The sequence below is a fragment of the Companilactobacillus nantensis DSM 16982 genome, assembly GCF_001435815.1.
In the GTDB taxonomy this organism is placed as follows: Bacteria; Bacillota; Bacilli; order Lactobacillales; family Lactobacillaceae; genus Companilactobacillus; species Companilactobacillus nantensis.
Map to the genome: position 1 here is coordinate 65,369 of NZ_AZFV01000010.1, position 14,423 is coordinate 79,791.

Here is a 14,423-nt window from a genome sequence, read left to right on the forward strand (position 1 = left end):
CTCCTAATCGGAAGAATGATTTTTTTGATACCGTCGTAAATTGAATAAGTTGGGCGGTAAAGCTTGTAAGAAAGTGATTCCTAAAATTAATAGTGCACCTGCAATTTCAGCACCACTGACATGTGTTTTTAAAACGGTAACGGCTAAAACAGTCGCTGTTAATGGCTCAAAGGCACTCAACATCCCAGTTGTAGCTGGTGTTAAATAGTTGAGGCTTTGTAAATAGAATAGGTATGAAAACATGGTACCGCCAGTAACGATGAAAATAATGCATATCCAAGCAGTGCCAGTTAAGTGTGGCATGTGTGATAAATCAGCAAATGGTGCGAAGACGATACCACCTAGTAACATAGACCAACCAGTAACGATTCGAGCGTCAAAACGTTTCAACAATTCTCGTGGCAATAAAGTATATGAAGCCTGACTAATACCAGCACCCACACCCCATAAAACGGCTGCAGGGGACAACATCAATTGATTAATGTGTCCGTGGGTAACTAAGAGAAAAGTGCCTAGAATCGCTAGAAAGATGGAAATGATATCAATTCGGCGTGGCATCTGTAGTTTTCGCAGTGAAATATACAAAATGATGAATAATGGTCCTAAAAATTGTAAAACGGTTGCTGTTGGTGCGTTGCCGTATTTAATCGCCATAAAGTAGGTGTATTGAGCTGGCAACATTCCTAATAAGCCGAATGCTAATAATTGCACGACATAGCGTGGTTTTTTCAAAATAGCGAAAAGTTCTTTAGAATCGACAAAATAGCACCAAATGACGAGCATCAAACCGGCAAAAATCAAACGGATACCAACGATCCATTGAGTGGGGATGCTCTCTTGGGTAAATAAATACTGTGCGATACTGCCGGAAAATCCCCAAAGAACAGGACCGGCAATCGCATAAAAGAATCCCTTTTGTTTATCAGTCATGAAAATCCCCCTAAAACATGTTAAATCTCATGCTAACACTGATGATATCATGCAAGCAAAAAAATATTGTATCCTGTATAATTTGCCCTATATAGGGGGATACACATATGCTCAAAATCCAAGATATTAGCAAGGATTTCGGATCATTAAAGGCATTGAATGATGTCTCATTTGATGTAGCAGATGGTCAAATCCTTGGTTTGATTGGTCAAAATGGGGCCGGAAAATCGACGACTTTTCATAGCATTTTGAACTTCCTGAATTACCAAGGAACCATTACTTGGAACAATCAGCCGATAACTGAAACTGCTTTTGACGAAATTGGTTATTTGCCAGAAGAACGTAGTTTGATGCCTAAGTTGACGATTGAACAGCAAATTATTTATTTAGCACGTTTGAAAAATAAATCCGCGAAAGAGATTAAACCGCAGATTGATGACTGGCTCCAACGTTTTGCCGTCAAAGGAAATAAAAAAGATAAGATCAAAGACTTATCAAAAGGTAATCAACAAAAGGTGCAGTTGATTTGCACATTGATCCATCATCCCAAGTTGATTATTCTCGATGAGCCATTCAGTGGCTTGGACCCTGTCAACGCTGACCTTTTAAAGCAAGCAATAATAACAGCAAAAGAACAAGGAGCCGCCATTATCTTCTCGAGTCACGATATGGAAAATGTGGAAGAAATTTGTGACAAACTCGTTATGTTACGAAATGGACAAGTTATTTTGAATGGAACTGTTCGCGAAGTCCGGCAGTCATTTGGTAAAACAAGAATCTTAGTTACGACTGACTGGGATAAGGAACAACTATTGAACTTACCGCACGTTATCCAAGTAGATTGTCATGAAGAAAAACGGTTCGTACTGACATTGGATGATGAAACAGCAGGACCAGCAATTTTTGACGAACTGACTCAAGGAAAATATATCGAAGAATTCAGTCAACAGCCACCAACACTAGATGAGATTTTCCGTTTGAAAGCAGGTGAACGCCATGAATAAATTATGGATTGTGACAATGGAAACTTTTTTGCGGCAAGTGAAGTCATGGAGTTTCGTGATGCTTATCTTAGGACCGTTTATTATGTTCGGCATTACGATTGGAGCAGGGTATATTGGTGCTAGTAGTGGCGCTGGGTCTGATCAGATTGCTGTGATTAGTCAGCAACTGGCATTGAGAAAGAGCTTTATCAAGAGTGATAAAGACGATGTTGATAAGTCAGTAACCGATAAAAAGATAGCCGTTAAAAAAATGGACAAAAATAAACTGGCCGGTTATCTTGAGTTAAAAATAACTGAAGGTAAAGTTAGTGGTCATTATTATGGAACAAGTTCATTAAGTTCAGGTATGAAATCACGAATCAATAATTATTTAATGCAGACGCAGCAGCAAATTAACGTCACTAGTGCCCAACTAACAACTAGTCAAATGCAAGCTTTGCAACAACAGCCAACTCTGAAAGAATCAATTAAAAAGAAGACTGGAACAGCCAATTTAGCTAAAATTATTTCCTTCTGGATCACGGTCATTATGGTCTATATGATTCTCAATACATATACTTCGATTACCGCTCAAGAAATTGCCTCTGAAAAGGGTACAAAGATTATGGAAATCATTTTCTCCAGTACCACAGCTGTGAAATATTTCTTAGGTAAAATTTTTGGAGTATTGCTAGTGATTTTGGCACAGGTATTGGTCTATCTTGTCGGAGGTTGGGGTGCGTACATTTTTGCTCAAAACTCATCCTTGACTAAAGGCTTCCTTACCCAGTACCATGCGTTGATCGCATCAGTATTGAAAAATCTGCTGAGTGTCAATTTGATTTATCTACTGCTGGGAGTAATTATTTATACAATTTTAGCTGCCTTTTCTGGAGCTTTAGTGGCAAAAGCAGAGGATGCAGCCAAAGCAGCACAACCAGTTATCATGTTGAACTTAGCCGCGTTCTTTATCACGTTCCCATTCCAAAATAATTTGGATTCTATTTTAGTAAAAATTTTGTCGTATGTACCATTTTTCTCATCGTATTTCATGCCATTACGAATCATCAATAACGACGCATCAGGCTTAGAAATAGGCTTGTCATTAGTTATTTTGTTCGTAAGTATCGTGGGATTAGCCGCATATATTGGCAAGATTTATCAAGGATTGATGTTGCAGACAGATGACTCTAGTTTCTGGAAGAGATTCCGTCGTGGTTTGTCATATAACAAGTAGAAAAATACGACTACCAGATGTCTTTAATAGTAAAAAATAAATACCGCTATATTTACATATCAAATTGTAAGTATAGTGGTATTTTTTAGACAAAACGTCTATAAAAGCGTTTTCTTTCCCTGTATACTCCAAATATACAGGGAAGGGGTATTAAATATGTCTGCAAAACAGAATCAACATCATGGTTTCAAAAGTAGTCAAAAATTATTTTTATTCGGTGTGACAACTTTCGGTGCAATGCTAGCTTTCATTAGTTCGCCAACTTTGGTTCACGCTAATGAGACGGATAGTTCGGTTCCAACGAGTAAATCGGAAGATAATGTAAATATTTCTAATGATAATACTGATTTGGCTCCACAAGTTCCAGATGATTCTATTGATAAAGAAACAAGTGAGACTGCAACAGACAATTCAATAAATTCCAACAGCAATAATAATGTCAGCGCCTACTATACGGTTAAGTTGGCTTCAGATACATCCCAAGATAAAATAGTGGCTAAACCAAAGGTCCAGCCAGTCGCTACGAAAACTGAAAAAAATACCACAACAACGATTGGAAATTCGGTTGAAGATACGCAAACTTATCAAGCCGTTCAAAAGGTTAATGAAAAAATGAATTCCGAACAAGTTAATGTCGAGCAAGCTTATTTTGGATTATCAGGGGACAAGGTAGTTGATCAACAATTAACCAATCTAGATTCAACGACAGCCGCAAAATTAAATGACGATGGTTATTTAATAAAAAGTGGCGTCGTTAATAATAAGAGAACTTTGGTAGTTCAAGGTAAGGATTCTACAGGCTTATTTTATGCGATTAATCATTTAAATAATTTAATTGATCAAAAAGCCGATTTAGCTAAAGTTAATATTTCTGAATCGCCCCAAATGTCCATCCGCGGGGTAATTGAAGGATTTTATGGGGAACCTTGGTCACAACAAGCTCGAAAAGACCTCTTTCAGTTCATGGGTAATCATAAAATGAATGTTTATATTTATTCTCCTAAAGATGATGATTACTTGCGGAAGAATTGGAAAGATTTATACCCACAAGATAAATTAGATCAAATTAAAGATTTAATTGAAGCTGCTAAGAAGAATCACGTCCAATTCGTTTATACATTATCGCCTGGAAATGATATTACATACTCTAGTAAAGCAGACTTTGACAAGACGGTCGCAAAATTAGACCAGTTGAGATCAATTGGAGTGACACAGTTTTATATAGCTTTGGACGATATTCCTCTGGGGATGACTGATGCGGATGCCGCTATATTCAAAAATCATCCAACAACTAATTATCCAAATAATCCTTGGTCAGGTTTAGCCGATGCCCAAGCTTTTTATGTCAACAAGGTTCAACGTGATTATGTGAAGAAAAACAAATTGCCTGATTTATGGTTAGTGCCAACTAATTACAATGGTTCTAAGCAAGATCCATTTAAAGAAGCTCAAGGTGAAGCTCTGGATAAAGATATTCGTTTGCAATGGACGGGTGAAGGTGTTTTCTCTGGTGATATTACTAAAGAATCAGTTGAGCAAGCTAAGAAGACTTATCATACCAATCATATTTTCATTTGGGATAATTTCCCAGTTAATGATTCTGATCAAGATCGTCTATACCTCAATCCTCTTAAAGGTAGAAGTAAGAACCTTTATCAAGTTATGGATGGTTTTACGAGTAATCCGATGGTTCAGTCATATGCTTCTTGGTTCGGTTTATCTGGTTACGGTGATTACATGTGGAATGCCAATACTTATAATCCGGATGCTAACTTACAAGCAACAATTCGTGAATTAGCAGGGGATGACCCTGAGGCTATCACGGCTTTACAACAGTTTGTTGATTTAAATCAATATTGGGATTACGCAACTGATGCTAATAAAGTAAATGCACCGATTTTATCCAGTTTTATTAATAATTTTGAAAAAGCAGAATATGGCACTGCCGAATATCAAAATGCCAAGGATAAACTGCTTGAGCGATTGAATATTATTGTTGCTCTGCCCACTACCTTGAAGAATATGAAGACAAGTGGTTTTTACAACGATTCACTGCCTTGGATTAATGCTGCCAGTCATTGGGGCAAGGCTATGATAGCAAGCGTCGATATTTTGGATAGCATCAAGAGTGGTCAGACTGATAGTTTAGGGACTAACTTTGATACATTGAATAATGAGGTTAAATTAGCCAATGTAAAATCTTTGCCGGACAATCGAACTGGAGAACCTGACTTAGTTATCACACCGTCGGTTGGTGATGGAGTTTTCCAAAACTTTGTTGAAAAAGCTAATCAGGCAATTAACGAATTCCTTGGCACACAACCATTGTTAACGACAAGTAGACAGATTTCGAGTGAGGCGACAACTGATATTCCACAAAATGGTGATTATGCACCAGCAAATATGAATGATAATAATCTTGATACAAAATTTTGGAGTAATCGTAGTATTAAAAAGGGCGATACAATTACTGTCGATTTGAAAGAAAGTCAAGACATTCAACGGATTAATTTACACCAAGGTTCAGCGGATGATGTAACATCAGGAGATATTTTTAAAACAGCGACAATTTATGCCAGTAATTCAGTTGATGGAAGTGATAAAGTAGCTATTGGCGAAGTAACACCAACAGGTGATTATCAATTAGATTTGAATCAACCGATGAAAGCACGTTATATTTTTGTAACAGCAACTAGTGATTCAGATAATTGGCTTCAAGTTAGAAATATTTCAGTATTCGGAAAGACTGGTTTAAATATTGAAAATATCAAATCTTCCGACAGCGCCAAAGCAATGTTTGATGGCACGGTACAAACTGGTTATGAAGGTAAGTTAAATAATAATCAAGCAACAGGTGTAATTGAACAAACATTTGATAGTAGGGCAGTAAATACTGTTTATTTAGCTGGTAAAGTAAATGGAACCATTTTTGCCCATACAAATGGTAAATGGCAAGAGTTAGGACGTGTTGGGAGTAAACAATCATTAACGACATTAAAAGTTAACCATGAAGCAATTGATGGCATTAAGTTGGTTATTGATAGTAGTGCCTCCGATTTCGTAATTAATGAATTTGGAATAAATTAATATTTAGAGAAAAAATATTGCCAAATAGCAAATAAAAAGGCGGTCCACTTTTAATTAAGTAGACCGTCTTTGATTTTATTATTTAAAAGAAAACACCATAAAGTTTAACTGCCGCAATAGCACCAAGGATTGGAGCTAGTACTGGCACCCAACTGTATTTCCATTGGGAAGAACCTTTAGGATTCAAAGGTAATAATGCATGCAAGACACGAGGACCAAGATCACGAGCAGGGTTCAACGCTGGACCAGTAGGACCACCGAATGAAACAACTAAACACATAACCAAGAATCCAAGGCCAATAAAGTCAGCACGTGGATCGATATGATCGGAAGTTAAAGCTACGGCACCGAATACCAAGATGAATGTGCCGATAAATTCGTTGATGAAACCATTCAAACGACTATTTTCAGCATCGATAGTTGAGAAAGTACCAAGAATACTTTCCACATTTTCTGTTTGATTGTAATAAGGTTTGTAAGCAGCCACAATCATCAATTGACCAAAGATGGCACCTAAGAATTGTGAGATGATATATGGACCAACTTCAGCCCATGGAAATTCACCGTTGAAGGCTAAAGCCAAAGTCATGGCTGGATTAATTTGACCACCAGAGATGGGACCGAACATCATGGCTGGAATCATAACACCGATACCATAACCAAATCCAATCAAAATCCACCCACCGTGGAAACCTTTTGTACCTTTTAATTCAACGTTGGCAACTGAACCATTACCGAGGGCAACCATGATAGCTGTTCCGATAAATTCAGCGACACAACGTACTAACAATGTATAGTGCATAATTAATACTACCCCTAAATTTAATTGTTTGTCTCTTCATGACCTATACTATCAGTAAAACACGAATATTAGAATTCACTCAGAAATGGGTTAAATTGTATAAATTCGTAATAATTTGTCTTTAAGGAGTGAATAATCCCTAAAATTCACATAAAAAAATTGCTCCACCAATAAGGGGCAATTTTAGCTAACATAAATAGTAAAATAAATCAAATGATGAGCAACGTGTAATATTGTATCATACATTCCGAATATTTATTGGCATTTTCAGAAAAATCGACAAGAATTTGCGGGGAAGGCCGCCTCTGGGAGCGAGAAATACAGGCTGCTGTGGGAACCGCCGAAAGCCAAGGTCTTTCGGCTCGATTTTGAACTTCGCACAAACCGCGAATTTCAAAACTCGTCCCGTGGTGTAAGGGCTAAAGCCCTAACGCCACCTGCACTGCTGCCTGTATTTCTCGCTCCCAGAGGCTAGTGTATTAGTTATATGGTTATAATTAAAAACTGAGGTAGTTATGAAAAATATGGTTCTTTGCTTTAAATATATGATGGTATTATCGGTTAGATAAGAACTCAATACTTGTGTTCTTTAGTTTCAAAATATCAAATAGTAAGGTTTCTACATAAAATGACTAGAGATAGTGACAATATTTAATTTCCCAATAAAAAGAATCCAAGTGAATTGACTTTTTGCTCAAAAGCGCTAATTTAGTAACTAATTAGGTTGTTCATGATCCTTTCAATCTGACAATTAATCCTAAAAACGAGGTAGAAAAATGAAGGTTCTTAGTTTAGTTAATTTAACAAAGAAACAAACAGAGAAGATTCAATCGATCTCTGGTGTTGACTTAAAGGTGGTTTCTCCTAAAAAGGTTACCCCTGAAGATCTTGACGGAGTCGAAGTGCTTTACGATTGGTCTAATACTTTAAAAGATGCTGTTTTAAAGAGTGATACTTTGAATTGGATTCAAGTAGTCCGTGCTGGCGTTGATGCTTTGCCACTGCCTGAATTGAAGGAAAAGGGTGTTATCTTAACTAATGGTTCTGGAGCTAATGCAATTAATATAGCTGAACAAACTTTGGCTTACATGTTGATGTTTGAACGTCGGATGAATTTAACTGCCAGACATCAAGATGCTCGTGAATGGAAGCAAGACGATGGTTATGATGAGGTTTACAACAAAACTGTCATGATTGTTGGTGTTGGTCATATCGGAAAATTGATTGCTAAGTATGCTAAAGCTTTAGGCATGAAGACAATCGGTGTTCGCAGAACTGACCAAGCAACTGACTATATTGACGAAATGATTCCAATGTCAGAAATGAACGCTAGAATCAATGAAGTCCACTTTGTTGTTAATACATTGCCTGATACTGAAGAAACAATTGGGATGTTCAATAAAGATATTTTCAAAGTTATGTCAAAGAAAGCTTACTATATCAACGTCGGCCGTGGCAAAACAACTAACATGGAAGATTTGATTGCAGCTTTACAAAATGAAGAAATTGCTGGAGCAGGTTTGGACGTTACAACTCCAGAGCCACTACCAAGTGACAGTCCACTTTGGGACATGAAGAACGTGATCATCACACCACATGATGCTGGAGCCAGCGTTCACTATGAAGAAAGAGCGTTTGATATTTTCAAACAAAACTTGAAGTCATACGTTGAAAATGGTGAAGTTGTGGTTAATGAAGTAAATTATTCAACTGGTTATTAAAAAAACGAAGGTTCTGAGTAGAAGATATATTTGTACTCAGAGCTTTTTATTTTGGATATTAAAGATAATAAGTAAAAAAGTTATTATAAAACCACCTCTTAATGTCATAAATATGGTCTATTATCAGTAATACTAACAATCAAGATAATAACTAGTCGGAGGGATGAAGCGATATAGTCCAGCAGGGTCGAGACCTTGGCTCGAGCCGGTCCTCACAGCAGGACTATATCGCTTCATCCCGGAGACGGCATATTTAAAATATCAAATGACGACGCTTTCGAGACTAATTGCTGTTGAGAAATCACCAAGATGTATTAAAATTGAATCAGATACGTGAAAGGAAAAATAATGTCATCTGGTGATTGTTTTATAGGATTCATGCTTGTTTTCTTATTTTGGTTATTATTATTAATTATGGAAATAATTTTAAACATGAGAAACACGATTATAGAATTATCTTTCTTTTCTGATGAAAAACTAAATACTTTAGATAGTGATCTAAATAAAAAATTTGGTGTCCGCTTCCAAGCTCCGTTTGAATTATTGGAGTTTTTGCTAGTTGGATATATCGTTTATGCACTATTAACGGACTTGCGGTTCCAAGGAATCCAACTGGACCCAGCTTCATTAAATCAAATCATGTTCTTGTTCGTCATTGTTATAGCAGTGATGTTTGGGGACATGCTCTTGATTGCTAAAGATTTACATATTTATAAGTTCATCAAGAACTATGTAGCAGTAAGTAGAAAGAATTAGAGAGTGGGACAAAACGTGTTCGACTTTCGATTAAAACAAAAAAGACTAGCAATCCAAATTGGATTACTAGTCTTTTTTGAAATTAAATTCTATTCATCATCTTCAGAATTCTCTTTTAACCAACGGACAACGTCTTCTTTAGTATTGAGATATTGTACTGGTATATTTTTGATTGCTTGATTTAACTTGTCACTAGCTTCTTTTCTATCATTGGACTGTAAATTTTTTTCCAAACGAATCATATCCTTTAGCAATAGTTTATTTTCCATAATAGGTTCATCATAATTATCCACAAAGAAATCACGATCAATGCTAACAACTCGAAAGCCACATTTTTGATAAAGGTAGAGCTGTGCAAAACTGGTGCTGCCTGTTCCGATGGAAACTGTTCGATAATGATGCTGTTTTGACCAATCAAGAGCAAATAAAATTAATTTTTCACCCAATCCTTGGTTACGAGCTGTTTCATCCACAGCAATATTCACAATTTCCACAGTTTCAGGTCGCGTATCCAACAGTAACAACACGCCCAATAGCTCACTATTATCAACCAATTCAAATTGATAAGCTCGGTCAACGTAATCATTCACTATTTTTCGAGATGGATCTGCTTCTAAAAATAGTTTGAAATGTTTAGATGTAATTTGTTCAATAGGGCGGATCAACAAGTTATTCTCTGATTTGTCCATCGCCTTGAACCAAATACTTCGTTGTAGTTAATTCATTAGCACCCATAGGACCTCTGGCGTGCAATTTTTGGGTACTGATACCAATTTCAGCCCCGAAACCAAATTGTTGACCGTCAGTAAAACGAGTTGAAGCGTTGGTATAAACAACCGCAGCATCGATTTGTTTCATAAATTGGCGGCTAGCTGAGTAGTTTTCAGTAATGATTGATTCACTGTGCTTGGTGTTGTACTTGTTAATATGTTTAATGGCATCATCAATACCGTCGACAATTTTAATGGCAATGATGTAATCGTCATATTCAGTACCCCAGTCCTCGTCAGTAGCAGGGACGATATCAGGCACGATTGCTTTAGCTAAAGTGTCACCACGAACTTCGACGTTATTAGCGCGCAAAGCATTGTAAAGTTTTGGCAAAAATTGGTTAGCAATATCTTTGTGCAAGACAACTTTTTCAGCAGCGTTGCAGACAGAAGGACGTTGAACTTTAGCATTGATGATAATCTTCAATGCTTTTTGTAAATCAGCATCCTTATCAACATAAATGTGGCAGTTACCAGCACCAGTTTCGATAATCGGAACCTTAGCTTTGTCGACGACCATCTTGATAAATTTACCGCTACCACGAGGAATTAAAACGTCGATATAACCAGTTAATTCCATCATCTTTTGAGCCGTATCATGACTTACATCATCAATCAATTGAACTGCATCAGGGTTGATGCCAGAGTCTTTCAAAGCAGAACGTAACGTTTCTGACAAAATAATATTAGAGTTGATAGCTTCCTTACCACCACGCAAAATAACCGCATTACCAGCCTTAAAACAAAGACCAGCAGCATCGACAGTTACGTTAGGGCGAGCTTCATAAATCATTCCGATAACACCTAAAGGAACGCGCTCTTGCGTAATATCTAAGCCAGTGACAGTTTCCCAGCCACGGTCAACTTTTCCGATAGGGTCAGGTAAATCCATCACTTGACGTAAGCCATCAGACATATCATTGATACGATCCGGTGTTAACAAAAGCCGATCAACCATCGCATCTTTCATACCATTTTTCTTGGCGTTAGCGATATCTTCCTTGTTAGCTTCGATAATTTTACTAGTATTGAGCACCAAAGCATTTGCCATATTCAAAAGGGCATCATTTTTCTTTTTAGTACCAAGTTGTCCTAATTCAAAAGCAGCACTTTGAGCATTTTGACCCATTTTTTCGAGATCTGTCATTGTTGTTCACTCCTAAAACGCTTTCTATATGGTTCTAGTATACACAAAAAATATATAGTGGGGTTATTAACCTGTGTTCAAGTATAGAAGCCAAATTGAAAGTACGATATATTCTTTCGACATTGTGCTATATTGAATAAGTTTAAGTTATGTAACTTTAATATAATTAACTAAAGGTTGAAAGGTTCAAAACGTACTTTAGGTCTTGGTACTCTAGTCATCATTGATACAAAAGTTACCAAGTTAAACAATAATAGTCCAGTTTATTTACTCTTAATCCAAAACAAAGAATAAACTAGCCGGAAGAAGCAGGAATTTAGGTCGCTGTGAAGGTGGCGTTAGCACTTTAGTGCTTACACCACGGGACGAGTTTTGAAATTCGCGTACTTTGCGAAGTTCAAAATCGAGATTGGAGACCGTTCTTTGGCTCCAATCGGTCCCCACAGCGACCTAAATTTCTTGCTTCTGGAGGCGGCCTATCACCATCTCCACAGCATATTTAACTTTCAACCTTCAGTTTAAAGAGCAAAAAGAGATAGTGAACGGCTGTATTCACTATCTCTTTTAACGTCTAAGTAATTTTGATTTTTAATTTATCGTTGATTAATACGTTGCCGTCAACGTAATGCTAATCTAGCATTATTTTGTGTTGCCGTCAACATAAATGACTACTTATTCAAATTTTTCGTAATGTGATCAATCATTTCAATAAACAAGCGTTGTTCTTCAGTACTCAATCCTGATGTAGCTGCTCGTTCAGAAGTGACGCAGATTTTTTCAACCTGTGTAGCCAAATCACGTCCGTGTTTAGTCAGACTGACTAGTGTAACGCGTTTGTCTTCAGTTGATTTTTCAGTTTGAACAAGGTCGACACTGACCATACGACGAACTGATTTGGCAATAGTGGAATGATCGACACATAGTTCCGTAACAAGTTTATTTTGGGAAACTTGGCCGTGCTTTAACAGTGTCAGTAAAATCAAATCCTGACCAGGGTAGAGTCCCAATGGACGCATTTTTTTAGTAACTTGATTCTTGTAACTCGTTATTAGGTTAATAATGGCTTTTTCAATTGGAAATTGTGAATTCATTATTGACCTCCTAATCGTTAATTATTCACGTGCAGTAGAAAAGAGGGTTCCCACAGGATCGCCTGATAAAATATTGAAGATAATATCAGGATCTTTCCCATTAGTTAAAACCATTTGCTGATTATGCTTTAAAATTCGCTCAGCGGCTTTTAATTTAGTTGTCATACCACCAGTACCATATTTAGTTCCGTGACCTCCAGCGGCTGCAATAATGGCAGGACTGATTGTATCAATGTGAGAAACTAGATGAGCATCAGGCACTTTCAAAGGATTGGCAGAATAAAAACCATCAATATCGGATAACATAATCAATAAATCAGCATCGACTAAGTTAGTTACGATAGCTGAAAGTTGGTCGTTATCACCAAACTTAGTGTGATGGTCCAATTCGGAAACGGTCACCGTATCATTTTCGTTGACGATTGGAATAGCATTGTCCATTGAGAGTAACTCTTGGAAACTATTCATCACATTAGTATGACTTTCCGGATAATCGATTATATCACGAGTGATCAACATTTGGGCAACTGACATACCGTATTCGTGGAAAGCTTCATTATAAATTTGCATAAGTTCAGCTTGGCCAACAGCTGCAACGGCTTGTTGCTTTGAAATTTTTACCGGACGACGGTCGATTCCTAAGACACCCATACCAACGCCAATAGCACCGGATGAAACCAGGACAACATCTTTACCATCCTTTTTAAGGCTACTCAATACTTTAGCGAGTTTCTTGATAACATTTAAATTAATTTTGCTATTTTGACGAATCAAAGTGCTGGTACCGATTTTGACAACGATTCGATCAGCATAGATCTGACGCTTATTTTGCATTTTTTATTCCTCATAAGTAGTTTTAAACTAGTAATTAATTTCCATAACTATTACGATAGAACAATAGGAAGAATAAGAAAAGGGTGTATTTCATGTATAAAATATTAATCATGCTTCATGACGGTGACGACTATATCCGAATGAACAAAGTTTACATCGAAAGTATGCCAGTCGCTGGGCAATATATTATCCACTCTGACGGATTACCATACTACGTTGAGGAAGTTACAACCTTTGTTGGATATGTTAGTAGCAAGGGTGCAATTGCGATTGTGGTCGTTCATCCAGCTCCAAAAGATGAAGCAGTCAACGATTTGTATGGTGTGGATATTGTGCAAGATCTTGATGATCCAGAATATAATAAAAAAGATAAATAGATGTTTAAACATATGCTATTTTTCAGTTCAAAATAAGTAAATAAACTTTAAAATATATGATAGTTATAAACCAACTCAACGATATATCATGATGGTGGGTTGGATAGCTATGAGGACAAAACAACTCAACTCCCTTTGATGATTGTTTTGCCCTTTTTTTATCCCTTTTAATGCCGCTTGCGGGTTCGAGTGATGGAGTCCTGCTGTGGGACCGCCCCGAGCCAAGATCTCGGAGCTCGATTTTGAACTTCGCAAAGTACGCGAATTTCAAAATACGTCCTGTGGAGTAAGTGCTAAAGCACTAACACCACTATCACTGCCGGACTCCATCACTCGAACCCTTCAGCTAGGGTATTAAAAGATGCTGTTGTTTAAGTTATATAGTGGTTGATTTAGTGGAAGAATTAAAGATTTTCAATATTTTGTTGTAATAAGAAATTATTATCAAATTACCTAAAATAAAAAGATTAAGTTCAAAGCGATTTTTCTCATTTTTTATTTAAATTGTTTTTATTCGAAATAATTTAGATCAGTGAACATTGAAAATATAATAGTTTTACCAGATATTTAGCCGGAAGGAGTTTGGATGGGTTGACACCAGCAGTGAAAATTATGTTAGGACTTTAGTCCTTACATAATGGACGTATTTTGAGATTCGCGGGTCTTGCGGAGCTCAAAATCGAGGCTC

11 protein-coding genes and 1 pseudogene are annotated in these 14,423 nt (G+C 36.9%); 6 read left to right on the forward strand and 6 right to left on the reverse strand.

Going from position 1 to position 14,423, the window contains the following annotated elements; genetic code table 11:
* Positions 1 to 3: 3 nt before the first annotated feature.
* Entirely contained in the window at positions 4 to 930 is a 927-nt protein-coding gene (locus FD31_RS05855; protein WP_057891835.1) for a DMT family transporter, read from the reverse strand.
* Positions 931 to 1,037: 107 nt separating this feature from the next.
* Here FD31_RS05855 and FD31_RS05860 point away from each other — a divergent pair, with 107 nt between their 5' ends.
* From FD31_RS05860 to FD31_RS05870, 3 genes are all read left to right on the forward strand, one after another.
* Positions 1,038 to 1,934, forward strand: a complete 897-nt coding sequence (locus FD31_RS05860) for an ABC transporter ATP-binding protein (protein WP_057891836.1) — start codon at positions 1,038 to 1,040, stop codon at positions 1,932 to 1,934.
* Positions 1,927 to 3,150: an ABC transporter permease gene (locus tag FD31_RS05865; protein WP_057891837.1), complete on the forward strand. Its 1,224-nt coding sequence runs from the start codon at positions 1,927 to 1,929 to the stop codon at positions 3,148 to 3,150. Before FD31_RS05860 ends, FD31_RS05865 begins: the two co-directional genes overlap by 8 nt.
* A gap of 156 nt (positions 3,151 to 3,306) precedes the next feature.
* Positions 3,307 to 6,237, forward strand: a complete 2,931-nt coding sequence (locus FD31_RS05870) for a glycoside hydrolase family 84 protein (protein ID WP_057891838.1) — start codon at positions 3,307 to 3,309, stop codon at positions 6,235 to 6,237.
* An 82-nt stretch (positions 6,238 to 6,319) separates the two neighbouring features.
* On the opposite strand, the gene FD31_RS05875 is transcribed toward FD31_RS05870, so the two are convergent.
* A complete protein-coding gene (locus tag FD31_RS05875; RefSeq protein WP_057891839.1) occupies positions 6,320 to 7,039 on the reverse strand; it encodes an MIP/aquaporin family protein in 720 nt (239 codons plus the stop codon).
* Positions 7,040 to 7,815: 776 nt separating this feature from the next.
* Between FD31_RS05875 and FD31_RS05880 the strand changes: the two genes are divergently transcribed.
* Both FD31_RS05880 and FD31_RS05885 read left to right on the forward strand, forming a co-directional pair.
* Complete coding sequence (locus FD31_RS05880) at positions 7,816 to 8,760, forward strand: D-2-hydroxyacid dehydrogenase (RefSeq protein ID WP_057891840.1); 945 nt, start codon at positions 7,816 to 7,818, stop codon at positions 8,758 to 8,760.
* 432 nt (positions 8,761 to 9,192) lie between these two features.
* Positions 9,193 to 9,516, forward strand: coding sequence for a hypothetical protein (locus tag FD31_RS05885; protein WP_147007300.1), 324 nt, complete (start codon positions 9,193 to 9,195; stop codon positions 9,514 to 9,516).
* Positions 9,517 to 9,734: 218 nt separating this feature from the next.
* Here FD31_RS05885 and FD31_RS05890 read toward each other — a convergent pair.
* The 4 genes and pseudogenes from FD31_RS05890 to proB all read right to left on the reverse strand — a co-directional run.
* Positions 9,735 to 10,205, reverse strand: a pseudogene (locus FD31_RS05890) (GNAT family N-acetyltransferase); the annotation flags it as partial.
* Complete coding sequence (locus FD31_RS05895) at positions 10,186 to 11,433, reverse strand: glutamate-5-semialdehyde dehydrogenase (RefSeq protein ID WP_057891842.1); 1,248 nt, start codon at positions 11,431 to 11,433, stop codon at positions 10,186 to 10,188. The pseudogene FD31_RS05890 and the gene FD31_RS05895, both read right to left, overlap by 20 nt.
* Before the next feature lie 668 nt (positions 11,434 to 12,101).
* The gene (locus tag FD31_RS05900; RefSeq protein WP_057891843.1) at positions 12,102 to 12,524 is read right to left on the reverse strand and encodes a MarR family winged helix-turn-helix transcriptional regulator; all 423 of its coding nucleotides are present in this window, start codon (positions 12,522 to 12,524) and stop codon (positions 12,102 to 12,104) included.
* A 21-nt stretch (positions 12,525 to 12,545) separates the two neighbouring features.
* Positions 12,546 to 13,358: a glutamate 5-kinase gene (gene proB, locus FD31_RS05905; protein WP_057891844.1), complete on the reverse strand. Its 813-nt coding sequence runs from the start codon at positions 13,356 to 13,358 to the stop codon at positions 12,546 to 12,548.
* A 92-nt stretch (positions 13,359 to 13,450) separates the two neighbouring features.
* Between proB and FD31_RS05910 the strand changes: the two genes are divergently transcribed.
* Positions 13,451 to 13,735 carry a hypothetical protein gene (locus FD31_RS05910; protein ID WP_057891845.1) on the forward strand — a complete coding sequence of 95 codons (285 nt, stop codon included), beginning with the start codon at positions 13,451 to 13,453 and terminating at the stop codon, positions 13,733 to 13,735.
* The last annotated feature ends 688 nt before the right edge of the window (positions 13,736 to 14,423 follow it).